Genomic DNA, 25,262 nt, shown 5'->3' on the forward strand with positions numbered 1-25,262 from the left:
CATTAGGAAACCTTCCTAACTAAACCCCCTCACGGAGGGCTCATCCCCCGCCCCGCGCCCCCTTCCCGCCACGACGCATGGCCGCGGGCGGAGAACGGAGCGACGCACGTGAAAGACCCGCTGATCAGGCGCACTCCCCGGCGCGCGGCTCTGCTGCTCGTGGCCGCCGCCGCGGCCGTACTCCCCTCGAACGCGGCGGGAGCCGCCACCGGCGGCCCGGCCGCCACCGCGGAGACCGTGAAGGTGACGGTCAAGGCGGCGCCGGTCGACCTCACGGACCCGAAGAAGAAGGAGATCGCGATGGAGCTCGTCTCCAGCGCGGAGAACTCCTCACTCGACTGGAAGGCCCAGTACAAGTACATCGAGGACATCGACGACGGGCGCGGCTACACCGCCGGGATCATCGGCTTCTGCTCGGGCACCGGCGACATGCTCGATTTGGTCGAGCTCTACACCACGCGCAAGCCCGGCAACGTGCTGGCCAGGTATCTGCCCGCGCTGCGGAAGGTGAACGGCACCGACTCGCACCAGGGGCTGGCCCCGAACTTCCCCAAGGACTGGCGCGCCGCCGCCGCCGATCCCGTGTTCCGGCAGGCGCAGAACGACGAGCGCGACCGGGTCTACTTCAACCCCGCGGTGGCCCAGGCCAAGGCCGACGGCCTGCGCGCGCTCGGGCAGTTCGTCTACTACGACGCCATCGTGATGCACGGCCCCGGCGCCGACCCGGTCAGTTTCGGCGGCATCCGCAAGACGGCCATGAAGAAGGCGAAGACCCCGGCGCAGGGCGGCGACGAGGTCGCCTACCTCAACGCGTTCCTCGACGCCCGCAAGGCGGCGATGAAGACCGAGGAGGCGCACAGCGACACCAGCCGGGTCGACACCGCCCAGCGGGTGTTCCTCAAGAACGGCAACCTCGACCTCGACCCGCCGCTGCGGTGGAAGGTCTACGGCGACGGCTACCAGATCCTCGGCTGACGCCCGTACGCCAGGGGCCCCTTCCCACCGCCGGGTGGGAGGGGCCCCTGTCGTCCGTCGCTGTCAGGCCGCGCCGAGGACGTCCACGACGAAGACGAGCGTGTCGGTGCCCTTGATGCCGCCCTGCGCGTTGCCCTCCTTGCCGTAGCCGAGGTCCGGCGGGATCGTGATCAGGACGCGGCTGCCGACCGGGACGCCGGTCAGGCCCTGCGCCCAGCCCTTGACGACCTGGTCGAGGGCGAACGTCGCGGGCTGGCCGCGGTCCCAGCTGGAGTCGAACTTCTTGTCGGTGCCCCAGATCTTGCCGACGTAGTGGGCGAGGACCGTCTGACCGGCCTTCACCTCCGGGCCGCCACCCTTGATCACGGTCTTGACGACCAGCTTCTTGGGCGCCTTCTCGCTGGTCTTGGTGGTCAGCGCCGGGGCCTTGTCGCCGCTCGGGTTCTCGACCTTCACGCCGTTCACGGCGGGGTCGACGGCGGTGCCCTGGACGGACTTCAGCGCGGCCCCCAGCACGTCGATGACCAGCACCTGGGACACGGCGTTGAAGTCCTGACCCTGCTGCTTGGCCTGGTTGAGCTGCTCCGCGCTCAGGTTGTCCTTGGCGATCACGGCCATCACCCGGCCGCCCGGCTTGGCGCCGATAAGCGCCTCGTGCAGCGCCTTGGGCAGCTGCGGGCTGACCGAGACGAACTCCGACTTGCCCTGGTCGTAGTCGGAGCCTGCCGCCTTGTTCTCCTTGCCGTCCCAGTTGTAGACGGTGACGTTGGCGGTGAGGACGTCGCCGTCCTTGGCCGGGGTGCCCTGGCCCTCGACGACCTTGATGGAGGCCGACGTGAGCGAGGGCTTGCCCGCCGGGAAGGTCACGGTGGGCTTCTTGCCGGCCTCTCCCGTCACCTTGATGGCCGAGGCCGCGGCCTGGCCACTGGAGGCGGGGCTCGCGCTGGACGTGCTCTTCTGCGCGGTTCCGCAGGCGGCGACGAGCAAGAAGGGTAGGGCGGCGACGAGTGCCGTACGACGGCGCATATGGGAATCCTCAAACAGACAGCGGGTCCGGGCCAGGCTACCCGAACCCGCCGTCAGAGCGGTGTAAGAGATCACATACCCGCGATGAGCTTCTCGACTCTCTCGTCGACGCTGCGGAACGGATCCTTGCACAGCACCGTCCGCTGGGCCTGGTCGTTGAGTTTCAGGTGGACCCAGTCGACGGTGAAGTCACGCCGCTTCTCCTGGGCCTTGCGGATGAACTCCCCGCGCAGCTTGGCCCGTGTGGTCTGCGGCGGAACCGACTTGGCCTCGAAGATGCGCACGTCGTCGGCCACCCTCTCGACGGCCCCCCGCTTCTGCAGGAGGTAGAACAGCCCGCGCTTGCGGTGGACGTCGTGGTAGGCCAGATCGAGCTGCGCGACGCGCGGCGACGACAGCGGCAGGTCGTACTTCTGTCTGTAACGTTCAATCATCTGGTACTTGGTGACCCAGTCGATCTCCCGCGAGACGAGGTCGAGGTCGCCCGTATCGACCGCCCGGAGCGTGCGCTCCCACAGCTCCAGCACCCGCTTGGCGATGGCGTCCCCGCCGCGCCGGTCGACGAAGTCCTGCGCCTTGGTCAGGTACTCCTGCTGGATCTCCAGCGACGAGGCCTCGCGGCCGTTGGCCAGGCGCACCCTCCGCCGGCCCGTCATGTCGTGCGACACCTCCCGGATCGCCCTGATCGGGTTCTCGAGGGACAGGTCGCGCATCACCACACCGGCCTCGATCATGCGCAGCACCAGGTCGGTGGCGCCGACCTTGAGCAGCATCGTGGTCTCGCTCATGTTCGAGTCGCCCACGATGACGTGCAGCCTGCGGAACCGCTCGGCGTCCGCGTGCGGCTCGTCGCGGGTGTTGATGATCGGCCGGGACCGGGTGGTCGCCGAGGAGACGCCCTCCCAGATGTGCTCGGCCCGCTGGGAGACGCAGTAGACGGCTCCGCGCGGGGTCTGCAGCACCTTGCCCGCACCGCAGATGATCTGGCGGGTCACCAGATAAGGGATCAGGACGTCGGCCAGCCGCCCGAACTCCCCGTGCCGGCCCACGAGGTAGTTCTCGTGGCAGCCGTAGGAGTTGCCGGCCGAATCGGTGTTGTTCTTGAACAGGTAGATGTCTCCCGCGATGCCCTCCTCGCGGAGCCGCTTCTCGGCGTCCACGAGGAGGCCCTCCAGGATCCGCTCCCCCGCCTTGTCGTGGGTGACCAGCTCCACGACGTTGTCGCACTCAGGGGTGGCGTACTCGGGATGGCTGCCCACGTCCAGGTAGAGACGTGCGCCGTTGCGCAGGAATACGTTGCTCGATCGGCCCCAGGACACCACTCGCCGGAACAGGTACCGCGCCACCTCGTCCGGCGACAGCCTCCGCTGCCCGCGGAACGTGCAGGTGACGCCGTACTCGTTCTCCAGCCCGAATATGCGTCGATCCATCACCTCACACTATTCCCATAAACCGGCGGCCGAACAGTGATCAGGCGGTGGAATGCCGAGAAGGAGCCGTCAGGCGGCGTAAATCTCCGTCACCTTGACGATCTGCCCGCCCTGAACGGTGATGAGCGCCCGCAGGTCGCCCGCGTCGGCCCGCAGGACCAGCTTGCCCCGTGAGCAGCGCTGGGTGCCGAGGTACTTGCTGTCGATGGTCTGGTCCTTGCCGTCGCAGCCGACCGCGCTGAGGAACACGACGTTCTTCGCGATCGGCGCGGCGAAGGCCGTCACGTCTCCCCCCGGCGGCCCCTCGAAGTGGCCGCTGGTGCTGCCGCCGTACTCCTTGACGAACTTGACGGGCCGGTACTCCGCCACGTTCTCGTCGTGCATGGCGACCAGCTGGCCGCGTACGACACCGTCCCTGCTGGGGCTGAGCCCCTTGGTGAAGTCGTGCCCGGGGTCCGACTGGATGGTCCCGCCGAAGGGGGCCGGCGTCTTGTCCGTGATCGGCGGCCCGGCCTTGCCCGGCTTCCGCGTCGGCGCGGTCGTGCTCGAGTCGGTGGGCGTGTCCGCCGCCGGGGTGTCGGAGGCCGCCGGATCGGCGGACGGCTCCGCGGGCGACGCCGGGGCCGTCACCGTCACGGTGGCGGTCACGGTGGGCGAGGCCGAGGTGCCGGAGGCTCCGGAGCATGCGGTCAGCGACAGGAGGGCGACGGCGGCGGCCGGAACGCCCGCTCGCCGGAAGAGATCAAAAGTCGTCATAACCGGATGAGGGTAGCGAAATCGGGGGTTGGCTGGACCGAAATGCCCGAGCCGACCGCATGAGACGGCGGCGCCGCGCCCCTGATGAGGGCGCGGCACCGCGGTGTACGGACGGGAGGACGGGCTACTCGCCTGAGCCCGTGTCGATGTCGCCCTCGGGGGCGATCGGCGGGGCGGTGTCGGGAGCCTGCTCGGCCTGTTCCCGCTCTGCCTGGGCCTCCTCGGCGGCGGGCTGCCGCGCGCCCCCCTGGCTCTCCTGGGCGGCCTCCAGGAGCTTCTCCAGGCGGGACCCGGTCAGGCGCAGGAACTTGCGGTGCTCCCTGCCCCGGTCGAGGACGGCGACCTCGATCTGGGTCACCGGGGGACGCTCGCCGCCCGGCTCGGTCAGGGCGGCCAGCGCGGCGTCGAGGGCCTGCGGCAGCGGCAGTCCCTCGCTGTAACGCTCCTTCAGGCGCCCTCCGACGGCTTCGGCCTGGCCGCCGATCACGGCCATGCCCTGCTCGTCGAAGACGGAGCCGTCGAAGGTGATCCGGTAGATCTGGTCGTCCTCGGCCGCCTCGCCGACCTCCGCGACGACGATCTCCACCTCGAACGACTTGATCGACTCGGTGAAGATCATGCCGAGGTGCTGGGCGTACAGGTTCGCCAGGCCGCGGCCGGTGACGTCGTTGCGGTTGAACGTGTAGCCGTTGATGTCCGCGTAGCGGATGCCGGCCAGGCGGAGCGACTCGAACTCGTTGTAGCGCCCCACTGCGGCGAAGCCGATGCGGTCGTAGATCTCGCTGATCTTGTGCAGCGCCTTGGACGGGTTGGGAGCCACGAACAGGATGCCGTCCGCGTACTGCATCACGACCACGCTGCGACCGCGAGCGATGCCCTTGCGGGCATACTCCGCCCTGTCCCGCATGATCTGCTCGGGCGAGGCATATCCTCCGAAGGGGATGGACACCGGGGGTGATCCTCTCTTGGGTTAGCGCAGCGGCGCGGTCGGGCCTTCGGGGGCGGTCATCCGCCTCTCCAGCATGGACTCCACGAACTCGGCGACCTCGTCGTCCGGGAGGCGGCGGAAGCCGTCGGCGGTGATGACGGACACGACCGGCCAGATCTTCCGCATCACGTCGGGGCCGCCGGTCGCCGAGTCGTCGTCGGCGGCGTCGTACAGGGCGTGCAGGCAGGCCAGGACCGTGTCCTGCGGGCTGGAGTTCTCCCGGTAGAGCTTCTTGAGCGAGCCCCGGGCGAAGATCGAACCCGAGCCGATCGAGTGGAACTCCCTCTGCTCGTACGGCCCGCCGCCCACGTCGTAGCTGAAGATCCGCCCGGTGTCGTGGGACGGGTCGTAGGCCGCGAAGAGCGGCACGACCACGAGGCCCTGCATGGCCATGGGCAGGTTTCCGCGGATCATGGTGGCCAGGCGGTGCGCCTTGCCCTCGGTCGACAGCGAGCGACCTTCGGTCTTCTCGTAGTGCTCCAGCTCGACGCGGTAGAGCCGGGCCAGCTCCAGGCCGGTGCTCGCGGTGCCCGCGATGCCCATGCAGGAGTAGTCGTCGGTGCGGAACACCTTCTCGATGTCCCGCTGCGAGATGATGTTCCCGGAGGTCGCACGCCTGTCGCCCGCCATCACCACGCCGCCGGCGCAGGTCGCCGCGACGATGGTGGTCGCGTGCGGGATCTCGTCACCCACCGGCGCCGCCAGCGACTCGTTGCGGGCGGGCAGCAGGTTCGGCGCGTGCACGCCTAGGAACTCCGAGAACGACGACGATCCCGTATATGTGAAGAGGCTGTTCATCCAGGCTGGCTGAGATGCCACGCGACTCCCTCCAAGCATGCGTTGTTACGCCCGACCATACTCAGGTCTCAGCGCTGGTTGCACTCTTCCCGATCAGCTCAGCGCGAACCAGACATCCCGCAAGAGGCCGGGCGCGCGTCCCTTACTCGTTCACCAAACCGTTTCTTTACGTGTCGGTAATCGCGTGCGAGTGTCGATTTGTCCGTACGTCAGGACTTACGGGGAGGTCGATCATGAGACCTGCGCTCGCGGTGGCGGCGGTGGCCCTGTTGACCCTGGGCGCCTGCGGCACCGGCGGCTCCGGCGACTCCACAGACGAGGGCGTCACCCTGACCGTCACCGCCAACGCGATCTCCGGCGGCAAGAACGCCGAGACCGCCGACTGGACGGCCAAATGGGTCATCCCGCGGTTCGAGGCCGCGCAGAAGGCCAAGGGCCGCGACGTCCGCGTGGTGTTCCAGCCGAGCGGCGTGGACGACGAGCAGTACAAGACGAAGGTCGCCCTCGACCTCAAGTCACGGGCGGGCGCCGACGTCATCGACCTCGACGGCATCTGGGTGGGCGAGTTCGCCCAGGCCGGGTACGTCAAGCCGCTCGCCGAGGTGGCCGGTCCCGAGGCGGACTCCTGGGAGGGCTGGAGCCAGATCCCGCAGGCCGTGCAGGGCCTCGGCGCGTTCGAGGGAAAGAGGTACGGCCTGCCGCAGGGCACCGACGGGCGGGTGCTGTTCTACAACAGGGCCCTGTTCCGGAAGGCCGGCCTGCCGGACCACTGGCAGCCGCGGAGCTGGCAGGAGATCCTCGACGCCGGCGCGGCGCTCAAGAGGGCCGGAGTCCCCGTCCCGATCCAGATCGACGCCGGCACCGCCATGGGCGAGGCGACGACCATGCAGGGCGCGCTGCCGCTGCTGGCGGGCGCGGGGGCGCAGATCTACGCGGACGGCAAGTGGACCGGCGCCTCCCGGGCGCTCAGGGACGTGCTGGACTTCTACCGGCAGGTCTACTCCGGCGGCCTCGGCGACCCCAGGCTGCAGCAGGAGGCGCGGGGGCGGGACAAGTCGTTCGCCCAGTTCGCCGAGGGCAGGATCGCCATCCTGGCGGAGGGCGACTACTTCTGGCGGTCGGTGATCGAGCCCGAGGCCGAGGTCGCCCCGATGAAGGACCGCGACTCCGTCGTCGGCTACGCCCTGATCCCCGCCCAGCGCCCCGGCGCCGGCGTCCGGGGCCAGGACTTCGTCAGCATGTCCGGCGGCGCCGTACGGGTGCTCAACCCCAACTCGAAGAACCCGAAGCTGGCCTGGGAACTGCTGTCGTTCATGCACTCGGCCGAGGCCACCAGGTCGCAGCTCGCCGGGGCCGCCCGGATCACGGCGCGCAAGGACGTGAACGACACGGTGCTGGGGGCCGACCCGATGCTGAAGTTCGTCTCCGACGAGGTCCTGCCCCTCACGGCGTACCGGCCGCCCCTGGCCGTCTACCCGCAGGTGTCGGTCGCCCTGCAGGAGGCCACGGCCGCGGTCGTGGCGGGCACGAGCGTGGACGAGGCGGCCGCCGCCTACCAGCGCAAGGTCGAGTCCCTCGTCGGCGGCCCCGCCCATGTCGCGAGCTGAGCATGGCGCGAGCTGAGTCCGGCACGCTGGGCCGCCGTCCCGCCGTGGGGTTCGTGCTGCCGGCGCTGGTGCTGATCGGGGTGTTCCTGGTCTTCCCCGCGCTGTGGACCGTCTATCTGGGCCTCACGGACTACCGGCTCACCGGCCTGGCGGCGGCCGATCCGCAGGTGGTGGGGGCGGCCAACTACGCCGAGGCGCTGGGCGACGAGCGGTTCCGCACGTCGCTGTGGCTCACCGTGCAGTTCGTGCTCGGCTCGGCCGTGCTCGGGCAGGCGGTGCTCGGGTTCGCGATCGCGTGGGCGCTGCGCGACCGGCGGGGGCCGCTGAAGAGCCTCACCGAGGGGCTGGTGCTGCTGGCGTGGATCCTGCCGTCGTCGGTCGTCGCGTTCCTGTGGATCGCGCTGCTCGACCGCGACGGCGGGACGCTGAACGCGATCCTGCACACGCCCGGCTTCGCCTGGCTGCTCGACCACCCCATGGCGTCGATCATCGTGTTCAACGTCTGGCGCGGCACGGCGTTCTCGATGATGCTGTACGGCGCGGCGCTGGAGAACGTGCCGCCGTCGCACCTGGAGACCGCCCGGCTCGCCGGCGCGTCGACGCTCCAGCAGCTCAGGGACGTGGTCCTCCCGCACATCAAGGGGCATGTGCTGACGAACCTGCTGCTGATCACGCTGTGGACGTTCAACGACTTCACGGCCTTCCAGCTCACCGCCGGAGGGCCCGAAGGGCGGTCGGAGATCCTGCCCGTCTACATCTACAACGTCGCGATGAGCGGCGGCAGGCTCGGTTTCGGCGCCGCGGTCTCCTTCCTCGTCCTCGTGGTGAACCTGGTCCTGGCCTTCGGCTACCTGCGCCTCCTGCGGTCCCGGGGGGAAGTGAGGCCGTCATGACGCCGGTGCGCCACATGCTGGGGACCATCGGGCGGGCCGCCTTCCTGGCCCTGGTGCTGGGGTTCTTCGCGCTGCCGCTGCTGTGGCTGGCTTCGGCGCCGTTCGACGCCCACCCGTCGATCACGGCCTCGGTGCCGGAGTTCACGCTGGCGAACTTCCGGGCTCTGCTGGACAACCCGTACGCGCTGGGCTCGCTGCGCAACTCGCTGATCCAGGCGTGCGGCAGCGCGGCCCTGGTCGTGACGCTGGCCGCGCTGGCGGCGTACGCGCTGTCGCGGGCGCGGGTGCCCGGCCGCGACGCGCTGCTGTACGTCCTGCTGCTCCTGTCGTCGGTGGTGACGGGGACGGCGGCGATGGTGCCGCTGTTCGAGCTGGCGACCCGGCTGAACCTGATCGACACCCACCTCGGCGTCGTGCTCACGCTGTCGGGTGGCCTGCTCCCCGCCGCGATCTTCATCCTGAAGGACTTCATGGACGCCACGCCCACGTCGTACGAGGAGTCGGCGCGGGTGTTCGGCGCGTCGCCGGGGCAGGTGCTGCGGCACGTCGTGATCCCGCTGGTGCGGCCCGGCCTGGCCACGATCGCGGTGTGGGCGGTCGCAGGAGTGTGGGGCAGCTTCCTGCAGCCGTTCATCCTGCTGCGCGACCCGGACAAGGCCCCCGGCGCGGTCATCCTCTACACGCTCTACACCGAGGGCGGCGCGCCGCGCCTCGATGTGATCTCGGCGTTCTCGCTGCTCTACTCGCTGCCGGTGGTGGTGATGTACGTGTTCGTCAGCCGGAGGTACGGCTTCCGCTTCCACGGGGGGATCAAGCGGTGATCGCGTTGCGCGGCCTGACCAAGGAGTTCCCCGGCGGGGTGCGGGCGGTCGACTCGCTCGACCTGGAGATCGGCGACGGCGAGTTCTTCGCGCTGCTCGGCCCGTCGGGCTGCGGCAAGACGACGCTGCTGCGGACGATCGCCGGCCTGGAGACCCCCACCTCGGGGCGGATCGAGATCGGCGGCGTGGACGTGACCGGAACGCCTCCGGGACGGCGGGACGTCGCGATGGTCTTCCAGGACTACGCGCTGTTCCCGCACATGGACGTGACCGCCAACATCGCCTATCCGCTGCGGATCAGGAAGGTCCCGCGGGCCGGGCGCGAGGCGAAGGCCGCCGAGACGGCGTCCCGGCTCAGCCTGTCGGAGCTGCTGGACCGCAGGCCCGGCCAGTTGTCCGGCGGGCAGCAGCAGCGCGTGGCGCTCGCGCGTGCGGTCGCCTGCCACCCCAAGGCGTTCCTGTTCGACGAGCCGCTGTCGAACCTGGACGCGCGGCTGCGCCTGGAGGCCCGCACGTTCCTCAAGCGCCTGCAGCGCGAGCTGGCGGTGACCACGGTCTTCGTCACGCACGACCAGAGCGAGGCGCTCGCGCTGGCCGACCGCATCGCGGTCATGTCGGCCGGGCGGATCACGCAGCTCGGCACGCCGTCCGAGGTGTTCCGCCGCCCGGCCACCACGTTCGTGGCCTCCTTCATCGGGTCGACGCCGATGAACCTGCTGCCGGGCGTCGCGAAGGACGGCGTGCTGCGGGTGGCCGGGGCCGAGTTCCCCCTGCCGGACGGCGCGCCCGAGGGCGAGGTCCTGTACGGCCTGCGGCCCGAGTACGCCGACCTGACCACCCGGGAGCCCGGGGAGAAGGGGGCGTTCCCGGGGAAGGTGGCGGTGGTGGAGAACCTCGGCACGGCCCATCTCGTCACGCTGGAGTGCACGGACCACTTGCTGCAGGTGGTGGTCCCCGAGGGCGCCGAGCCCCCGCCGGGGACGGCCGCCTGGGCGGTGCCCCGCCCAGGCCGGGCGCTGCTCTACCGCGACGACACCCTGGTGGGTGGCGCGTGACGACCAGGGCCGCGATCAGCGGGACGTGGACGCTGGACGACCGGCTGGCCGGGCCGGTGGCGGAGGTGCCGGTGGAGGTGCGGCCCGGCACGGCCGCCCTCACGGTGCGCCTGTCCTACGACCGGTCGGCCGGCGTGCTCGACCTCGGCTGCGCCGGGCCGGCCGGGTTTCGCGGCTGGTCGGGGGGCGCGCGCTCCGAGTACACCATCACCCCGTCCTGGGCCACCCCGGGCTATCTTCCGGGCGAGATCGAGCCGGGGGTGTGGCGGGTGCTGGTCGGGCTGCACCGGGTGCCCCTCGGCGGCCTGCCGTACGAGATCCGGGTGATCAGGCACGTGCGGCCGCCCGCCCGGCCGCGCCGGCGCCGCAGCCGCTTCTCCCGCGTGCCCGCGCCCGTCCCGCCCGAGCCCGCCGCCGTACGGCGCCGCCTGCCGTCGCCGCCGGGATACCGCTGGCTCGCCGGGGACCTGCACGCGCACACCGACCACTCGGACGGGACGCTGAGCGTCTACGAACTGGCCTGTGTGGCGGCCGCGGCCGGGCTGGACTTCCTCGCGGTGACCGACCACAACACCGTCAGTCACCACGTGGAGCTCGCGGCGGCCTCGGCGCTGGCCGGCCTCGTGCTCGTGCCGGGGCAGGAGGTGACCACCGACCTCGGGCACGCGGGCGCGCTCGGGGACGTCGGCTGGATCGACTTCCGGCGGCCCCCCGACGAGTGGGCGAAGGCCGTACGGGACCGGGGCGGGGTGCTGTCGGTCAACCATCCGGTGGCGGCCGACTGCGCCTGGCGGCACCCGATGGCCGACCGGCCGCGGGTCGTCGAGTTGTGGCACTGGAGCTGGTGGGACCGCAGCTGGGGCGCGCCGCTGGCCTGGGCGCAGGCCTGGACGCACGATTCGATCGGCGACCCGGCCGGCGATCTCGTGGTGGTGGGCGGCGGCGACTACCACCGGCCCGAGGAGGGTCACCTGCCCGGCGCGCCGACGACGTGGGTGCTCGCCGAGGGCGACGGCCGCGGTCCCGAGGCGGCCGGGGCGGTCGTGCGGGCCGTGGCGGAGGGGCGGACGGCGGTGTCGGCCTCCCCCGGCGCCCCGCTGCTGCTGCGGCTGGAGGACGAGTTCCTCGCCGTGGACGCCGACGGGCTGGTGCTGTGGGGTCCGCAGACCCGGCGGGTGGTCAGGGGGGACCTCGCCCTCCTGCCCGCCCATCCCGGGGTGCACCGGCTGGAGACGCCCGCCAACGAGGTGGTGGCCGTCTGCACGTGACGGGGGGTTGCGCTCCGCCACCGATGGGGAGGTGCAGGGCAGGCCGCCGAGCGGAGGAGGGTGAGGACGTGGAGACGGTGAAGGTGGGGATCGCCGGGCTGGGCGTGGTCGCGCAGGTCGTCTACCTGCCCCTGCTCGCGCGGCGGCGCGACCTGTTCCGGGTCGCGGCCGTGTGCGACCTCGACCGCGGGCACGCGGAGACGGTCGGCCGGGAGGCGGGCGTCCCGGCGTACGACGACCCGCTGGCGATGCTCGACAGGGGCGGGTTCGACGCGCTGATCGTGCTCACGCCGGGATCCCACGGGCCGCTGGTGCGGGCCGCCCTCGAACGCGGCCTGTGGGTGCTGTGCGAGAAGCCCCTCGCCTACAGCCGGGCCGAGCTGAGCGGCTTTTCCGGCGAACGGCTGATGGCCGGCTACATGAAGCAGTACGACCCGGCCTCCCAGCGGCTGCTGGAGGCGCTGCACGAGGCCGGCGGGCCGGAGGTCGTCCGCCACCTGGACGCCACCGTGCTGCACCCGTCGGAGGAGTCGCAGCTGCTGTTCGCGCGGGCGCGGCCCGGACATCCCGCGCCCGAGCGGGTGGCCCCCTACGCGGAGGCCGACGAGCGGGCGCTCACCGCCGCGCTCGGCACGCCGTCGGAGCGGCTGCGGCGGCTGTACGCCGAGGTGCTGCTGAGCAGCCTGTGCCACGAGCTGTCGCTGATGCGGCTGTTCACGGGGTCTCCCGACACGGTGGACCACGTGGCCGTGTGGCCGGTGGAGGCGTTCCCGCCGTCCCTGGAGGTGAGCGGGACGCTCGGAGGCGAATGCTCCGGCAGATACGGCATCCGCTGGCACTACCTGCCGAGCTACCCGGCCTACCACGAGGTCATGACGCTGCACCACGAGCACGGCTCGCTGGAGCTGCGCTTCCCCTCCCCCTATCTGCTGAACGCGCCCACCCGGCTGACGGTCACCTGCCGCGTCGGCACCACCGAGCGGACGGTCGTCAACGAGGACGTCGCCGAGGCGTTCGAACGCCAGCTGCGCGCCTTCCACCGCTTCGTCACCCAGGAGGAACCGCCGCTCACCGGACTCGACGGGGCCCTGGAGGATATCGTCACGGCGCAGCGGATCGTGCACCGGTACGCGCGGTGGTCGGGCATCCCCATCGGCGGAGAGTGCGCCCAGGAGGTCACCGGCGCCCCGCGGGAGGCGACCGCCGGGGCCGACAGCAGCTACGCCGAGGAGGGCGGGAGTGGAGCCAGCGGTCACGCCGAGGAGAGCCTCAGCAGATAGCGACAGGATCGTGGTGGTCCCGCACACGCACTGGGACCGGGAGTGGTACCTCCCCTTCCAGCGGTTCCGGGTCGGGCTGGTGCGAGTGCTCGACGAGGTCCTGGACGCCATGGCCGCCGACCCCGCCTACCGCTTCACGATGGACGGCCAGCTCGCGGCGATCGAGGACTACCTCGAGATCCGGCCCGCGCGGCGCGGCGACGTCGCCCGCTTCGTCGCCGAGGGACGGCTGGCCGTCGGGCCCTGGCTGATCCTCGCCGACGAGTTCCTGTGCTCGGGCGAGACCCTGCTGCGCAACCTGGAGTACGGCATGCGGGGCGCCGCCGCGCTCGGCAGCGCGATGCCCGTCGGCTACCTGCCCGACCAGTTCGGCCACTGCGCCCAGATGCCGCAGATGCTGGCGCTGGCGGGGCTGCGCCTGGCGTGCCTGTGGCGCGGCGTGCCCGCGCACGTGGACCGCGACGCCTTCGACTGGACCGGCGCCGACGGCACCACGATCAGGACCGGATATCTGCCCGGCGGCTACGGCAACGCCTTCGGCCTGTTCACCGGCCCGGCCGAGGGCATGCCCGACCGCGTGACGGCCTTCGTCTCCACGGCGGAGGGCTGGGCGGCCGGTGACACCCTGCTGGCGATGTACGGCGCGGACCACTCGGCGCCCGCCCGCGAGATCACCGCGTCGGGGCTCCGCGTCGCCACCCTCGCCGAGGCCCTGACCCGTGATCCGGCGAATGGAGAGGTGCCGCGGGTGGCGGGCGAGCTGCGCTCGCACGCGCGGGCCAACATCCTGCCCGGCGTGATCTCGGCCCGGGTGCCGCTGAAGCAGGCCATGGCCCGCGCCGAGCGGGTCCTCACCCGCTACGCGGAACCGCTGTCGGCGCTGTGGCTCGCCGACCGGTCCGCCGGTGAACGCCTCATCGACATGGCCTGGCGGTCGGTCATCGCCTGCAGCGGGCACGACTCGGTCACCGGCTGCGGTTCGGACGAGACCGCCCAGCAGGTGGCCGCGAGGATCGCCGAGGCCGGGCAGACGGCCCAGGCGGTCGTGGACCTGGTCGCGGCGTCCCTCGCCGAGGCCGCGCCGAAGGGCGCGCTCGTGGTCGTCAACCCGTCCCCGTTCGAGCGGACCGGCCTGGTGCTCGCCGACCTGCCGGAGGACCGCGCGTCCCTGGCGGACGCCTCGGGGCGGGCCGTCCCCGTCCAGCGGCTCGAACACGCTCCGACCCTGCTCGACGAGACCGTCATGGACGACCTCTCCCGGCTTCTCGGGCGCGTCCACGAGCGGGAACTGTACGGCCACGAGATCGTCTCCTGGCACGCCGGGGACGGCGTGTTCACCGTCACCGTGAGCAGGCACGCCTCCGGCGCGTACGCCTACGAGGACCTGCGCCGGGCGGTCCTGGAGGCCGGTCCCGGGCCGTGGGTCGTCCGCACGGTGGCCGAGCCCGTGGTCACCGTGGCCGCGCTGGTCACCGTGCCGCCGCTCGGCCGTGCCGTCCTCACGGCCCGTCCGCCCGCGCCCGGCCTGACCGCACCCGTCGCGAACGCCCTGAAGACCGACCCGTACGGATTCGAGCCGGTGCTGGACAACGGGCTGCTGCGGGTGCGCGTGGCCGGCGACGGGACGCTCTCGCTGCGCGGCGCGGACGGGGCCGAGGTCCACGGCGTCGGGCGGATCGTCCACGGCGGGGACGCCGGGGACACCTACAACCACGCGCCCCCGCCGGACGACCGGCTCCTCGACCGGCCCTCCCGCGTCGTCGTCGAGGAGGTCTGCTCGGGCCCGCTGACCGGCGCGTACGAGATCACGCGGGTGTACGACTGGCCGGCCGGCCTCGGCGACGACGAGACCGTGCCCACGGCCGTCACGACCCGGGTGGAGCTCAGGGCGGGCGAGCCGTTCGCGCGGTGCGAGATCACGATGGACGTGCGCTGCCGCGACCACCGCGTCCGCTGGCACGCGCCGCTGCCCCGCGCGGCGGCCGAGTCGTACGCAGAAGGGCAGTTCGCCGTGGTGCGGCGCGGCCTGGCGGCCGAGGGCGGGGGCGGCGAACGCCCGATCCCGACCTTCCCCGCCGAGTCCTTCGCCGCCGCCGGCGGCCTGGCCGTGCTGCTCGACCACGTCACCGAATACGAGATCGTCAGGGACGAGATCGGCGGGGACGGGACGGAGATGGCGCTGACGCTCGTGCGGTCCGTCGGCTACCTGTCCAGGAACCGCAACCCCTACCGCGACGAGCCCGCCGGGCCCGAGGTGCCCACCCCGGCCGCCCAGTGCCAGGGGCCGCTGGCCGTGCGCTTCGCCGTCCTGCCGTACGCGGGCGAGTGGCACGAGGCCGGGCTGCCGAGGCTCGCCGAGGAGTTCCGCCACGACCTGCTCGCCGTACCGGGCACCGGCGGGGCCAAGGCGGGGGACATGGACGGGGACGGCCCGGGCGGAGGCGGTCGCGTCGCGATCAGCGGGGACGGCGTCATGATGGCCGCCCTGCGCGAGCGGGACGGACGGCTGGAGGTCCGCCTGGTGGCCGAGCATTCCACGGCCACCGAGGCGGTCGTCCGGGGAGATTTCACCGCGGCCTGGACGGCCGGCGTGCTGGGCTCTCCCCTGAGCCCTCTGGAGGTGTCCCGCGACGAGGTGTTCCCCGGCGACGGGGCGGACGGACAGGGGCCCGCGAGGTCCCCTGGGTCATGGCGGACAGTGCGCGTCCCGCTGAATCCGTTCGAGATCGCGACCGTTCTTCTCGGCGGAGCCTGACACCCGGCCTGCACGGCGTCACCCCATCGGGGCCACCTTCACGGGGCCGGTGGAACCGGGACGCCTGCCGGATACCGCGTCGTCTGGCACGTCATCGTCTGGCACGTCGTCTGCCGCATCGTCGCCGAGGACGGCTTCGCGCGCCGGTCATCGCGGCGCGGCGGCGAGGGCGCGTTCGACCGGAGTTTCCGGGCCCGGCGGCGGCCATGCCGGGGGAAGCTCCCCCGGCGCGACCGCCACCGGCCCGGACGCCTCCCGCCGGGGCTACTGCCCCCCCTTCTGCACGTAGGAACGGACGAACTCCTCCGCGTTCTCCTCGAGGACCTCGTCGATCTCGTCCAGGATCGCGTCCACGTCGTCGGTGAGCTTCTCGTGGCGCTCCTGGACGTCCGGGGACGCCTGCGCCTCGGTCTCTTCGACTTCGTGCTCCTGGCGCCCTGTCTGCTTCTGGCCGCCGGTCTCCTTGGTCGCCATCCCTGACACCTCCGCTGCTCGGGGGGACGCCTCTCCCCATATCTTCCCCGAACCGACCGACAATGCGCGCGAAAGAGCGTGCGATCTTCGGCCCGGCCACTGTGGCCAGACAACCCGGTGAACGCCGGGAAGGCAAACGCGCGGGGATTCGGGCCTGCGGCGGGCAATGCCGGCCCACGGGAACCGTCTTCGTTAGACCGGATCGTTATCGACCTCACACTCCCCGTGGCCGCCTTTCGGCGCAGAGCGACCGCGTCCGGGACGACAATTGATGGATCACGGCACGACCTAGCGCACGGGTGGTCGATGGCATCGCACGCACGGCAACTGCTGGCGGATCGGTACAAGCTGCTGACGCCCTTCCATCGTGACGGCGGCGGAATCATGTGGCAGGCACACGATCTCCGCCTCAAGCGCGACGTCGCGATCAAGGAAGTGCAGCCGCCGTACCGGGTGGACGTGGCCGACCTGCCGGCCGCCCGGCGGCAGGCGCTGCGGGAGGCCCGTTCCGCGGCCCGGCTCAGCCACCCGGCCGTGATCACCGTGCACGACCTGCTGGAGGACAAGGGCCGGCTCTGGATCGTGACAGAGCTCCTGCAGGGCCTCACGCTGGGCGCCACCGTCCGCCACCTCGGCCGGCTGCCGGTCCACTGGGCCGCCTGGGTGGGCTTCCAGCTCCTGTCGGGCGTACGGCACGCGCACGCGATGGGCGTCGTCCACGGGGACATCCGGCCCGCCAACGTCGTGCTGACCGAGGACCGGGTGGTGCTGACCGACTTCGGCATCGCCGCCTTCGACCGGGATCCCGGCGGGTCGACGACCGTGCCCGTGGCGCGGTCCGGCGCCTACCTCGCCCCCGAGCGGCTGCGCGGGAAGGGCCTGGCCCCCGCCGCCGACCTGTGGTCGTTCGGCGCCACGCTCTACTGCGGGGTCGAGGGGCGGCCGCCTTATCCGACCACGGAGCCGCTGCCGGCCGCGGCGCTGCTGGGCCGCGAGCCGGAGCCGCCGCGCCGGGCGGGCCTCCTACGACCGCTGATCGAGGGCCTGCTGCGGCACGACCCGGACGAACGGCTCACCGTCGACCAGGCGATGCACGTGCTCGTGGACGTTCTGCGGCGGCAGGGCATCCCGGCGGCGACGCCGGGCCGTACGGCCGGAGAGTTGCCCAGCCGCACCGCGCCCAAGCCGAGCGGGACGCACCCCTACAAGCCGCCGCCTTCCGGCCACGGGTGGCCTCTGGCACCCGGGGAGCTCACGACCGGACGCTTCCACGACGTGGAGTCGCGTCGCCGGGACAATCCCTACTGGCCCGCCCCCACGACCGGGTCCCGCCGACCCGGGCCTCCGCGCCTCCCGTAGCCTCCGGACCGCCGGGCCTCCGGCTTCGCGGGACGGGTCGGCGGCGAGCCGGTCAAGCAGCTCGGCCGCGCCGGCCCCCGCCACATGTGGGGGCCGGCCTTCATCGTGCTCAGCGCGCCGCGCGCACCGCCGAGACCAGTCCGCCGACGCCCTCGTCCTGCTGCGACGGGGTGAGCACCGGACGCCCGTAGGCCTCGGCGCGCTCACGAAGGGTGAAGGTCTCCGCCTCCCAGCCGAGGCCGTCCAGCCAGCCAACCGGGTCTTCCGGCATCTCCCAGACCCACATCGACGCCGGCGATCCCGGAGTGGCGTCCCCGCGGAAGCGTTCGACCACACCGGGCGAGCCCAGTGTCAGGCCCATCCTGCTGCCTGCAGCGGACAGCGCGCCGACCCGTTCGAGCAGCGACTGCACCGCGTCCTCGGGCAGATAGATCAGCAGTCCCTCGGCGATCCACACCGTCGGCTGCGCCGGATCGTGCCCGGCCGCGGCCAGGGCGCCGGGCCAGTCCTCACGCAGGTCGATCGGGACGGTGATCCGCTCGCAGCGCGGAACGGCCCGCTCCTGACGCAGCACCGACGCCTTGAAGCCCAGCGGTTCGGCCGTGTCGACCTCGAACAGCCGGGTCCCCGCAGGCCAGTCCATCCGGAAGGCCCTGCTGTCCATCCCGGCTCCGAGCAGCACGACCTGCCGGACGCCGGACGCGACCGCCCGGTCCAGCAGGTCGTCGAGGAACTTCGTCCGGATGACGATCGAGAAGGCTACAGCGAGCCGGCGACGCCGCGCCGCCTCGTCCGCGTGCGGGGGCGGCGGCACCCCAGGGCCTCTCCCGCCGGCCGTGGCGAAGGCCAGGGCCAGCGGGTCCCGGAACAGCGGCTGCTCGCGGGCCGTCTCCATCGCCCTCACCCGGGCCACACCCAAGGCTGTGGCCCACACCCCGGACGGCTCGACCCGTCCCGCCGCATCGGTCATGCGTTCACCCTAGACGAGTAAGTCCGATCTCCGGTCAGTGGTCGTAGGCGATCAGCGACCGGGTGATCGGGGCGTTGGTTGCGTTGTTGTGCCAGATCGCGGTGGCCATCGTAAGGACGCGCTGGGCGACGCGGACGGCGACACCCTCGAAGGACCGGCCACCATGGTCTTCCAGGTTGAGCTGGCCCTTGAGGGTGTCGTTGACCGACTCGATCAGTTGCCGGACCTTCTTGAGCATCGGCTCGCCGTAGCGGGCCTTCTCGTCCTTGCGGGACGGCCGCAACATCCTGATCCCATACTCGCCCAGCAGCGTCTCGAAGTCCTTCCCGGCGAACCCCTTGTCGCAGATCAGCAGGATGCCGTCGTGCTCAGCCGCCACGCCCGCCTCGACTTCGAGCAGCGCGGCCAGTACCTCGCGCTCGCCGATCTTCGGGTCGGCCAGGGCCCACAGGATCGGCATGCCCGCAGGGGTGCACACCAGGTACAGCTTCAGCCCCCAGTAGAACCGCGAGTGGCTGGCGCAGTAGCCGTAGCCCGCCCATCCGGCCAGGTTTGAGCGTTTCACGGTGGGCCGGGACATGCCACAGGGTATCGGGGTGGAGTCCACGATCCAGCAGTCGTCGAGCCAGAAGTCGCTCGATTTCGCGAGCATCCGGATGACCCGTTTGATCAGCCCGAGCGCGGCGCGCAGCCGCTTGTTGTAGCCGGACTGCTGCGACAAGTAGGGGAACAGGTCCCTCAGGTGCTTGCGGGCGTAGCGCAGCCAGTGGGCCTTGGAAGTGAAGCCGAGCATCGACTGGGCGACCGCGACACAGACCAGTTCGGAGTCGGTCAACACGGGAGGTCTGCCCATCCATCGCGGTCCGCCCAACTCGTCGTCGATCTTCACGTACAGTGCGGTCAAGAGGGTGTTCAGGTCTTGCGTCACAACATGATCCTGAATGCCCTCTGCTCATTCCTGATCACCGGCCACAGACCGGGCTGGCGTTCCTGCCGAACACCCTGCTAACCATGCTGGTGGGCCTGAAGGTGACGCCGTGGCTGATGCGCCGCACCGACGATCGCGTGCTCATCGTCGCTGCGGCCGACGCGGGGGCAGCCTCCGGGCTGATGAACACCGGCAAGCAGATCGGCGGCGCGCTCGGCCTGGCCGCCCTGGTCGCTGCAACGGCGGGGGAGGGTGGCGAACCCGGCGGCCCGGCCCCGCGCAGGAGCTGGCGGCCGGCTACGGGCAGGCCTTCGCCGCCATCGCCGTGGTGCTGGCCGCCGTCGCTCTCCTGGCGGCCGCACTGCCGCGACGGCGCCACGCCGCCCCGGCGCACCCGGCGCTTCCCTCGTCGCCGGCCAGCACTGCGTACGAGCGCAGCCCCGCCCCTGGCCACGGCGGCGCCTGCCATGCCGGCATCTCCTACGTGTCGTCTCGATCGTGGCTTGCGAGCAGGGGCAGGACGATCTGGTCGACGATCTCGGCGAGTGCGGTCTCAGGCAGCGGACGGTGATGGACGAGCGTCTCCACGGCGACGAGCGTGATGGGCGCGACAGCGACCCGGGCCGGGGTGCGGGCGTGGTTGATCTCGCCGCGTACCACAGCGCGTTGGAGCAGGGCGTCCATCTCGCGCGTACCGGCCTGGCTGAGGCGCTCGCGCAGGTAGTCGGTGAGATCGCTGTCATCTGCCCGGCCGTCGCCGATGACTTGAAGGACGGGGGCGAGCTCGATCATGCGTGAGCTGACCAGGCGGAGCAGGGTCAGCAGGTCGGTGCGCAAAGAGCCGGTGTCAGGTATGGGCGGGGGTGCTGGCACCTGCTGACGCATGGCGGCCAGCACCAGGTCACGTCGATGCGGCCAGCGGCGATAGAGCACCGTCCGGCTCGTCTGGGCGCGGGCGGCCACGGCGTCGTAGGTGAGCTCGTGGTAGCCGACAGCGCGCAGTTCCTGCCAGGCCGCCTCTAAGAGGACCGTCTGCAGTTCCGCCCCCCGGCGGCGTCTGCGCCGGGATCCATCCATCTCCGTTTTAGGCACATCATGTATCTTATCTTCTACTTAAGAAACAAAACGAACCTTAGGGGAGAGTCATGCGTGGCAAAGGCGTGCAGTACGACACCGGTACCTTTCCCAACGGCGACAGCAGCCGCAGCCTCTTCGACCCGGCGACCGTCGCACGCGAGATGCGCATCATCGCCGACGACCTGCACTGCAACGCCATCCGGATCACCGGCGGCGACCTCGATCGACTCACGACCGCCGCCCAGCACGCGGCCGAGGCCGGACTGCAGGTCTGGTTCTCACCATTTCCCTGTGAACTTACCGAGCAGCAGATGCTGCCCTACTTCGACGACTGCGCCGACCGGGCCGAAACGCTGCGCCGCCAGGGCGCCGACGTCGTGCTCGTCACCGGGTGCGAGCTGAGCCTGTTCGCCCGCGGTTACCTGCCTGGCGACACCTTCACCGAACGCATGCAGGCCCTGCGCGCAGCGCCCGAGGAGCGCGCCGCGGCACTGGCCGCGCTCCCCCGCCCCGTCAACGCCTTCCTCTCCCAGGTCGCCGCCTCCGTACGCCCCCGCTTCGGCGGCCCGCTCAGCTACGCCTCCATCCCCATCGAGCACGTCGACTGGACGCCCTTCGACATCATCGGCGTGGACGCCTACCGCAACCGGCACAACGCCGCCACCTTCCGCCAGGACCTGCGCGAGCACTTCACCCACGGCAAGCCCGTCGCCGTCACCGAGGCCGGCTGCTGCACCTTCCGCGGCGCGGCCGACTGGGGCGCCGGCGGCTGGACCGTGGTTGAGAACGGCCGCGTCAAGCCCGGCACCGAACGCGACGAGGGCGAGCAGGTCCGCTACATGGACGACTTGCTGACCGTCTTCGACGAGGTCGGCATGGACACCGTCTTCTGGTTCAGCTTCGCCGGGTTCGAGCTCCCGCACCGCGCCAACCCCACAGACGACCTCGACATCGGCTCCTACGGCATCGTCAAGATGCTCGACGGCGCCCAAGCCACCACCTATCCCGGCATGCCGTGGGAGCCGAAGGAAGCCTTCCACGCCCTCGCTAGCCACTATGCGAGCAGGACCAGGACCGCGACGACATCGCCCTGATCGCCACCACCGTGCCATCACATAGGACTTACTCGTCTAGCCAGTCTGGGGCGTCACACCGGCGTGGTGGGAAACAGCGCTCCGGGGGCCAGGTGCGACCTGGCGGCGACGACGTCCTTGGGCGAGATGAGGTCCAAGTGCCAGTCGCCGAAGCGGCGTATGGTGCGCGTGATCAGGGGGCAGACGGTGGCCAGGTCGTCGGGGTCCACGAGATGGCCTTCGGCGACGAGGGCGTCGGCGGCATCGGCCTACAAGCCGCCTCGATCCGGGCTCAGGCCGGCCGGGCGGCGGGCCGGAGGCCGTCCATCAGGAGGTCCAGCAGGCGACCGGCCTTGGCTTCATGCTCGCGCCGGGGGGCCACGGTGAAGATGCCGATGAGGGAGGCGGCGATGTCTTCGGCGGTGACGTCGGAGCGGAGGTCGCCCGCCACGCGACCGGCGTCGAGAATCGTGGTGATGGCCGCCAGTAGCTCGCTCCGGGTCTGCGCATGGGCGATCTCGCCCGACTCGATCATCGCGAGCAGCGTGTCGAGCATGCCGTTCTTGGTCGCGATCCAGTCCCCGAACAAGTCCATCCAGCGCCGCATCGCCGCAGCCGGAGGCAGCTGGCCGAGCAGCTCGCGGGCGCCGGCCGTCAGCCGCACGACCTGGTCCCGGTAGACCGCATCGACCAGCGACTCGCGGGTCGGGAAGTGCCGGTAGACCGTGGCGATGCCGACTCCGGCCTCGCGGGCGATCGCACGCATCGACGGCTCGGCGTCAGCCGACATGAACACGCGGGTCGCCACCGCGAGCAAGTGGTCGCGGTTACGGGTTGCGTCCGCCCGTGGCGCGCGCATCTCCGCCTCAGCCAAAACGGATCACGCTCCGGTTGTGTTAGGGTCATCCATGGAAACGGAGCATAGTCCGTTTCAAGGCGTTCCCTAGCCCCCAAGGAGACAGGCGTACATGCAGGAACAGAGCGATCAACCGCCGACGGGCAGGAGCAGGGCGGTCCGGCTCGATTCATTCGGCGGCCCCGAAGTCCTGGACATCCGTGAGGTTCCCGCTCCGCAGGCCGGCCCGGGACAGATCCGCGTGCGGGTCACCGCGGCCGGTCTGAACCCGATGGACTGGATCATGACCGCCGACGCGGACACCGCCGCCCGGTTCGGCTTGAGCCTCCCGGCCGGGTTCGGGACCGACTACGCGGGACTGGTCGACCAGGTCGGTGACGGGGTGACCGGCTTCGCGCCCGGCGACCGGGTGTTCGGGGGCGCCCTGTCCCGCGCGGTCTCCGACTTCGTCGTGATCGACCTGGCCGGGGGGATCGCGGCGAACGAGGCCCATTACACTCCCGACGGCGTCGACGACCGCACCGCCGCCACCCTCACGATCGCCGGCCGCACGGCATCCGCCGCCCTCGCCGTGGTCGACCCCGGCCCGGACGACACAGTGCTGATCGGCGGCGCGGCGGGCGGGGTCGGGGTGTTCGCCGTCCAGCTGGCCCGGATCGCAGGAGCGCGCGTGATCGGGACGGGATCGGCGACATCATCCGATTTCCTGCGCGATCTCGGAGCCGAGCCGGTCGCCTACGGCGACGGCCTGGCCGACCGGGTCCGAGCCCTCGCTTCCGGCGGTGTCACCGCCGCCATCGACCTGCACGGGACGGAGACAGTGCACGCCGCAAGGGAACTCGGCGTCCCGGACGGCCGCATCTGCACCATCGCCGCGCAAGTCGACGGCGTGTCGACGGCCAACGGCGCGAACGCCGCCCCCGGCGCCCTGGAAGAGGTCGCCCGCCTGGTCGCGGCGGGCCGACTCCGGGTGCCCATCGCGGCGAGCTTCCCGGTCGAGCAGATCCGCCGCGCGGCCGAGCTCCAGGCCGGCCGGCACGTGCACGGCAAGGTCGTCATCGACCTCTAGATCAAGGCCGTCGCGACGATGAACGCGATGTCGTCGTCACTGATCGGGCGGGGACGGACCGGACCCGGTTGGCGCGACAGCCTCTGACAAGCTGCGGCACTCATCGCCGCATTCTCGGCGGCCCTGGACGATGACGCGCATGCCGAGAGTGCCGCCGAATCATGAGGCAGCCCAGTTTCCCGGCATGCCTACCCTCCCGAGCGATGACCTCTGGAGAAGCTCGCTTGATCTCCTCCCCGAGGACCTCAAACCCGACGCTCGAACTGCTCGCACGCGCTGACCGGCGGAAAGGTCCCGCCGGTGAGGTGGCCGACGGGACGTTCGCATGGAGTGGTCAGCGCCTGCGGCGAGTCGTGTGTCAGTTCGGCGTGACGGTCACCGGGGCGTCGTCCCCGAGGTGCACGTCATCCATGCCCTCACCGAGCTCCTTGGGCAGGGGGCACTTGAAGCGCGCCTTACCCTCCGGGGCCGGCTTGCCGCCGACGTAGACCTTCTCGTCGCTCGTGCCGAACTCGCCGCTCCCGTCGCCCTTGACGTGCACGATGCAGACGACGCCCTTGCCGGGCAGCGGAGGCTGCTTGCAGAGGGTGCGCAGCTTGCTCTTCGGGACCTCCTTGCCGTCCACGAAGACCTTGCCGCCCCTGAACTTGTCCTCCCAGAACTTGCCGCCCTTGTCGGCCCTGTCGCCCTTGGCCTTCATGATGCAGGCGACGCCCTTTCCGGGCAGCGGAGGTCGCTTGCAGAAGGTGCGCAGCTTGCTCTTCGGGACCTCCTTGCCGTCCACGAAGACCTTGCCGTCCTGGTCGACCTTGACGGTGGTCTTGCCCTCCCCCATGGCCGTCGGCCCACCCTTCACGGCGCAGCCGACCCCCGGCTTCGGGGCGCCGGTGGAGGTCGCGGACGCGGCCGTGGCGCCGCCGATGCCGAGGCCCACCGTCATGACGACCCCCGCGAGGATCATGCTCCTCTTCTTCATTCTGCTGGTCACTCCCCTAGATCGGCTGCCCGTGGGGGGCTGCCCGTGATCGGTTGACGGAACGCTCAGCAGTTTGGGCCCCTACACCTGAAGCGAGCCTGAAGAGGTAAGCGATGATCTTCATGTTCACCTTAGGTTCTTACCTTCACCCTGTTGCCGTGCGCCTACTTCTGGTGGAAGACGAACGCAGGCTGACCGAGCTGCTCAAAGACGGCCTGACCAAAGAGGGCTTCGCGGTCGATCTCGCCTACGACGGGCGCGAGGGCCTGTGGATGGCGACCGAGCATTCGTACGACGTGATCGTGCTGGATGTGATGCTGCCGTTGCTGCACGGCTATGGGGTCTGCGCGAAGCTGCGGAAGGCCGGGAACTGGACGCCGATCCTCATGCTGACCGCGAAGGACGGAGAGTACGACGAGGCGGAGGCACTGGACATCGGCGCGGACGATTATCTGACCAAGCCATTTTCGTACGTCGTACTGCTGGCGCGACTCAGGGCACTGGCCCGGCGCAAGGTGCGGGAGCGGCCGACGGTGCTGACCATCGGGGATCTCCGGGTCGATCCGGCGGGGCTGAGGTGCAGTCGCGGGGACGTACAGATCGCGTTGACACCCAAGGAGTTCGCGATCCTGCACTGCCTGACCCGGCACGCGGGCGAGGTGGTGACCAAGTCCGAGCTGCTCGCCCGGGCGTGGGACTTCGCGTACGACGGCGATTCGAACGTCGTCGAGGTCTACATCAGCGCGCTGCGCCGCAAGATCGACAAACCGTTCGGACGGACGACGCTGAAGACCGTGCGGGGCGTGGGCTACCGGCTGGAGGGCTGAC

The 25,262-nt window shown here is 71.2% G+C and carries 25 protein-coding genes; 12 read left to right on the top strand and 13 right to left on the bottom strand.

Annotation, left to right across the window (positions count from 1 at the left end; all coding sequences use genetic code 11):
- The first annotated feature begins 108 nt into the window (after nucleotides 1-108).
- Nucleotides 109-975, top strand: a complete 867-nt coding sequence (locus FH610_RS04415) for a chitosanase (RefSeq protein ID WP_139572970.1) — start codon at nucleotides 109-111, stop codon at nucleotides 973-975.
- Nucleotides 976-1,038: 63 nt separating this feature from the next.
- Here FH610_RS04415 and FH610_RS04420 read toward each other — a convergent pair whose 3' ends face one another.
- From FH610_RS04420 to prcB, 5 genes are all read right to left on the bottom strand, one after another.
- Nucleotides 1,039-2,001 (bottom strand): FKBP-type peptidyl-prolyl cis-trans isomerase, encoded by a 963-nt coding sequence (locus FH610_RS04420; protein ID WP_139572971.1) that lies wholly within the window; start codon nucleotides 1,999-2,001, stop codon nucleotides 1,039-1,041.
- A gap of 71 nt (nucleotides 2,002-2,072) precedes the next feature.
- The gene (gene pafA / locus FH610_RS04425; protein WP_030507137.1) at nucleotides 2,073-3,431 is read right to left on the bottom strand and encodes a Pup--protein ligase; all 1,359 of its coding nucleotides are present in this window, start codon (nucleotides 3,429-3,431) and stop codon (nucleotides 2,073-2,075) included.
- Nucleotides 3,432-3,500: 69 nt separating this feature from the next.
- Entirely contained in the window at nucleotides 3,501-4,187 is a 687-nt protein-coding gene (locus tag FH610_RS04430) for a RodZ family helix-turn-helix domain-containing protein (protein ID WP_139572972.1), read from the bottom strand.
- 124 nt (nucleotides 4,188-4,311) lie between these two features.
- Nucleotides 4,312-5,130 (bottom strand): proteasome subunit alpha, encoded by an 819-nt coding sequence (gene prcA, locus FH610_RS04435; protein ID WP_139573218.1) that lies wholly within the window; start codon nucleotides 5,128-5,130, stop codon nucleotides 4,312-4,314.
- 27 nt (nucleotides 5,131-5,157) lie between these two features.
- The gene (gene prcB, locus FH610_RS04440) at nucleotides 5,158-5,973 is read right to left on the bottom strand and encodes a proteasome subunit beta (protein ID WP_139573219.1); all 816 of its coding nucleotides are present in this window, start codon (nucleotides 5,971-5,973) and stop codon (nucleotides 5,158-5,160) included.
- A 233-nt stretch (nucleotides 5,974-6,206) separates the two neighbouring features.
- Between prcB and FH610_RS04445 the strand changes: the two genes are divergently transcribed.
- From FH610_RS04445 to FH610_RS04475, 7 genes are all read left to right on the top strand, one after another.
- The gene (locus FH610_RS04445) at nucleotides 6,207-7,580 is read left to right on the top strand and encodes an extracellular solute-binding protein (protein ID WP_139572973.1); all 1,374 of its coding nucleotides are present in this window, start codon (nucleotides 6,207-6,209) and stop codon (nucleotides 7,578-7,580) included.
- Between the two features lie 2 nt (nucleotides 7,581-7,582).
- Nucleotides 7,583-8,473, top strand: coding sequence for a carbohydrate ABC transporter permease (locus FH610_RS04450; protein ID WP_139572974.1), 891 nt, complete (start codon nucleotides 7,583-7,585; stop codon nucleotides 8,471-8,473).
- Nucleotides 8,470-9,294 (top strand): carbohydrate ABC transporter permease, encoded by an 825-nt coding sequence (locus FH610_RS04455; protein WP_139572975.1) that lies wholly within the window; start codon nucleotides 8,470-8,472, stop codon nucleotides 9,292-9,294. Before FH610_RS04450 ends, FH610_RS04455 begins: the two co-directional genes overlap by 4 nt.
- Nucleotides 9,291-10,349, top strand: a complete 1,059-nt coding sequence (locus FH610_RS04460) for an ABC transporter ATP-binding protein (RefSeq protein WP_139572976.1) — start codon at nucleotides 9,291-9,293, stop codon at nucleotides 10,347-10,349. Before FH610_RS04455 ends, FH610_RS04460 begins: the two co-directional genes overlap by 4 nt.
- Nucleotides 10,346-11,617 carry a CehA/McbA family metallohydrolase gene (locus FH610_RS04465; protein WP_240808760.1) on the top strand — a complete coding sequence of 424 codons (1,272 nt, stop codon included), beginning with the start codon at nucleotides 10,346-10,348 and terminating at the stop codon, nucleotides 11,615-11,617. Before FH610_RS04460 ends, FH610_RS04465 begins: the two co-directional genes overlap by 4 nt.
- A gap of 68 nt (nucleotides 11,618-11,685) precedes the next feature.
- Nucleotides 11,686-12,897, top strand: coding sequence for a Gfo/Idh/MocA family protein (locus tag FH610_RS04470; protein WP_240808761.1), 1,212 nt, complete (start codon nucleotides 11,686-11,688; stop codon nucleotides 12,895-12,897).
- A gap of 10 nt (nucleotides 12,898-12,907) precedes the next feature.
- Nucleotides 12,908-15,652 (top strand): glycoside hydrolase family 38 N-terminal domain-containing protein, encoded by a 2,745-nt coding sequence (locus tag FH610_RS04475; protein WP_240808762.1) that lies wholly within the window; start codon nucleotides 12,908-12,910, stop codon nucleotides 15,650-15,652.
- Between the two features lie 264 nt (nucleotides 15,653-15,916).
- Here FH610_RS04475 and FH610_RS04480 read toward each other — a convergent pair whose 3' ends face one another.
- Complete coding sequence (locus tag FH610_RS04480) at nucleotides 15,917-16,126, bottom strand: ubiquitin-like protein Pup (RefSeq protein WP_079315247.1); 210 nt, start codon at nucleotides 16,124-16,126, stop codon at nucleotides 15,917-15,919.
- Nucleotides 16,127-16,432: 306 nt separating this feature from the next.
- On the opposite strand from FH610_RS04480, the gene FH610_RS04485 reads away from it, so the two are divergent.
- Entirely contained in the window at nucleotides 16,433-17,485 is a 1,053-nt protein-coding gene (locus tag FH610_RS04485) for a serine/threonine-protein kinase (RefSeq protein ID WP_139572977.1), read from the top strand.
- 109 nt (nucleotides 17,486-17,594) lie between these two features.
- Here the strand turns inward: FH610_RS04485 and FH610_RS04490 are convergent, their stop codons facing one another.
- From FH610_RS04490 to FH610_RS04505, 4 genes are all read right to left on the bottom strand, one after another.
- The gene (locus tag FH610_RS04490) at nucleotides 17,595-18,455 is read right to left on the bottom strand and encodes a class I SAM-dependent methyltransferase (protein WP_139572978.1); all 861 of its coding nucleotides are present in this window, start codon (nucleotides 18,453-18,455) and stop codon (nucleotides 17,595-17,597) included.
- A 34-nt stretch (nucleotides 18,456-18,489) separates the two neighbouring features.
- Complete coding sequence (locus tag FH610_RS04495; protein ID WP_139572979.1) at nucleotides 18,490-19,383, bottom strand: IS982 family transposase; 894 nt, start codon at nucleotides 19,381-19,383, stop codon at nucleotides 18,490-18,492.
- A gap of 297 nt (nucleotides 19,384-19,680) precedes the next feature.
- Entirely contained in the window at nucleotides 19,681-19,860 is a 180-nt protein-coding gene (locus FH610_RS04500; RefSeq protein ID WP_139572980.1) for a hypothetical protein, read from the bottom strand.
- 3 nt (nucleotides 19,861-19,863) lie between these two features.
- Entirely contained in the window at nucleotides 19,864-20,475 is a 612-nt protein-coding gene (locus FH610_RS04505; protein WP_205825547.1) for a TetR/AcrR family transcriptional regulator, read from the bottom strand.
- 53 nt (nucleotides 20,476-20,528) lie between these two features.
- Here FH610_RS04505 and FH610_RS04510 point away from each other — a divergent pair, with 53 nt between their 5' ends.
- Nucleotides 20,529-21,554 carry a hypothetical protein gene (locus FH610_RS04510; RefSeq protein ID WP_139572981.1) on the top strand — a complete coding sequence of 342 codons (1,026 nt, stop codon included), beginning with the start codon at nucleotides 20,529-20,531 and terminating at the stop codon, nucleotides 21,552-21,554.
- 53 nt (nucleotides 21,555-21,607) lie between these two features.
- On the opposite strand, the gene FH610_RS43215 is transcribed toward FH610_RS04510, so the two are convergent.
- Both FH610_RS43215 and FH610_RS04515 read right to left on the bottom strand, forming a co-directional pair.
- Nucleotides 21,608-21,763, bottom strand: coding sequence for a hypothetical protein (locus FH610_RS43215; protein ID WP_167538675.1), 156 nt, complete (start codon nucleotides 21,761-21,763; stop codon nucleotides 21,608-21,610).
- Between the two features lie 62 nt (nucleotides 21,764-21,825).
- The gene (locus FH610_RS04515; protein WP_205825548.1) at nucleotides 21,826-22,392 is read right to left on the bottom strand and encodes a TetR/AcrR family transcriptional regulator; all 567 of its coding nucleotides are present in this window, start codon (nucleotides 22,390-22,392) and stop codon (nucleotides 21,826-21,828) included.
- Nucleotides 22,393-22,501: 109 nt separating this feature from the next.
- On the opposite strand from FH610_RS04515, the gene FH610_RS04520 reads away from it, so the two are divergent.
- Nucleotides 22,502-23,458, top strand: a complete 957-nt coding sequence (locus FH610_RS04520) for an NADP-dependent oxidoreductase (protein ID WP_139572983.1) — start codon at nucleotides 22,502-22,504, stop codon at nucleotides 23,456-23,458.
- Nucleotides 23,459-23,816: 358 nt separating this feature from the next.
- Here the strand turns inward: FH610_RS04520 and FH610_RS42715 are convergent, their stop codons facing one another.
- Complete coding sequence (locus FH610_RS42715) at nucleotides 23,817-24,434, bottom strand: hypothetical protein (protein WP_161627912.1); 618 nt, start codon at nucleotides 24,432-24,434, stop codon at nucleotides 23,817-23,819.
- A 113-nt stretch (nucleotides 24,435-24,547) separates the two neighbouring features.
- On the opposite strand from FH610_RS42715, the gene FH610_RS04530 reads away from it, so the two are divergent.
- Complete coding sequence (locus FH610_RS04530; protein ID WP_276607628.1) at nucleotides 24,548-25,261, top strand: response regulator transcription factor; 714 nt, start codon at nucleotides 24,548-24,550, stop codon at nucleotides 25,259-25,261.
- Nucleotide 25,262 lies beyond the last annotated feature (1 nt).

The organism is Microbispora catharanthi (assembly GCF_006334915.2).
Taxonomy (GTDB): Bacteria; Actinomycetota; Actinomycetes; order Streptosporangiales; family Streptosporangiaceae; genus Microbispora; species Microbispora catharanthi.

Coding starts and splice junctions, on each gene's coding strand:
- FH610_RS04420 (WP_139572971.1), bottom strand. CDS start 2,001: ATGCGCCGTCGTACGGCACTCGTCGCCGCCCTACCCTTCTTGCTCGTC.
- pafA (WP_030507137.1), bottom strand. CDS start 3,431: ATGGATCGACGCATATTCGGGCTGGAGAACGAGTACGGCGTCACCTGC.
- FH610_RS04430 (WP_139572972.1), bottom strand. CDS start 4,187: ATGACGACTTTTGATCTCTTCCGGCGAGCGGGCGTTCCGGCCGCCGCC.
- prcB (WP_139573219.1), bottom strand. CDS start 5,973: ATGAACAGCCTCTTCACATATACGGGATCGTCGTCGTTCTCGGAGTTC.
- FH610_RS04445 (WP_139572973.1), top strand. CDS start 6,207: ATGAGACCTGCGCTCGCGGTGGCGGCGGTGGCCCTGTTGACCCTGGGC.
- FH610_RS04450 (WP_139572974.1), top strand. CDS start 7,583: ATGGCGCGAGCTGAGTCCGGCACGCTGGGCCGCCGTCCCGCCGTGGGG.
- FH610_RS04455 (WP_139572975.1), top strand. CDS start 8,470: ATGACGCCGGTGCGCCACATGCTGGGGACCATCGGGCGGGCCGCCTTC.
- FH610_RS04480 (WP_079315247.1), bottom strand. CDS start 16,126: ATGGCGACCAAGGAGACCGGCGGCCAGAAGCAGACAGGGCGCCAGGAG.
- FH610_RS04485 (WP_139572977.1), top strand. CDS start 16,433: ATGGCATCGCACGCACGGCAACTGCTGGCGGATCGGTACAAGCTGCTG.
- FH610_RS04490 (WP_139572978.1), bottom strand. CDS start 18,455: ATGACCGATGCGGCGGGACGGGTCGAGCCGTCCGGGGTGTGGGCCACA.
- FH610_RS04500 (WP_139572980.1), bottom strand. CDS start 19,860: ATGCCGGCATGGCAGGCGCCGCCGTGGCCAGGGGCGGGGCTGCGCTCG.
- FH610_RS04510 (WP_139572981.1), top strand. CDS start 20,529: ATGCGTGGCAAAGGCGTGCAGTACGACACCGGTACCTTTCCCAACGGC.
- FH610_RS04515 (WP_205825548.1), bottom strand. CDS start 22,392: ATGCGCGCGCCACGGGCGGACGCAACCCGTAACCGCGACCACTTGCTC.
- FH610_RS04520 (WP_139572983.1), top strand. CDS start 22,502: ATGCAGGAACAGAGCGATCAACCGCCGACGGGCAGGAGCAGGGCGGTC.
- FH610_RS42715 (WP_161627912.1), bottom strand. CDS start 24,434: ATGAAGAAGAGGAGCATGATCCTCGCGGGGGTCGTCATGACGGTGGGC.
- FH610_RS04530 (WP_276607628.1), top strand. CDS start 24,548: ATGATCTTCATGTTCACCTTAGGTTCTTACCTTCACCCTGTTGCCGTG.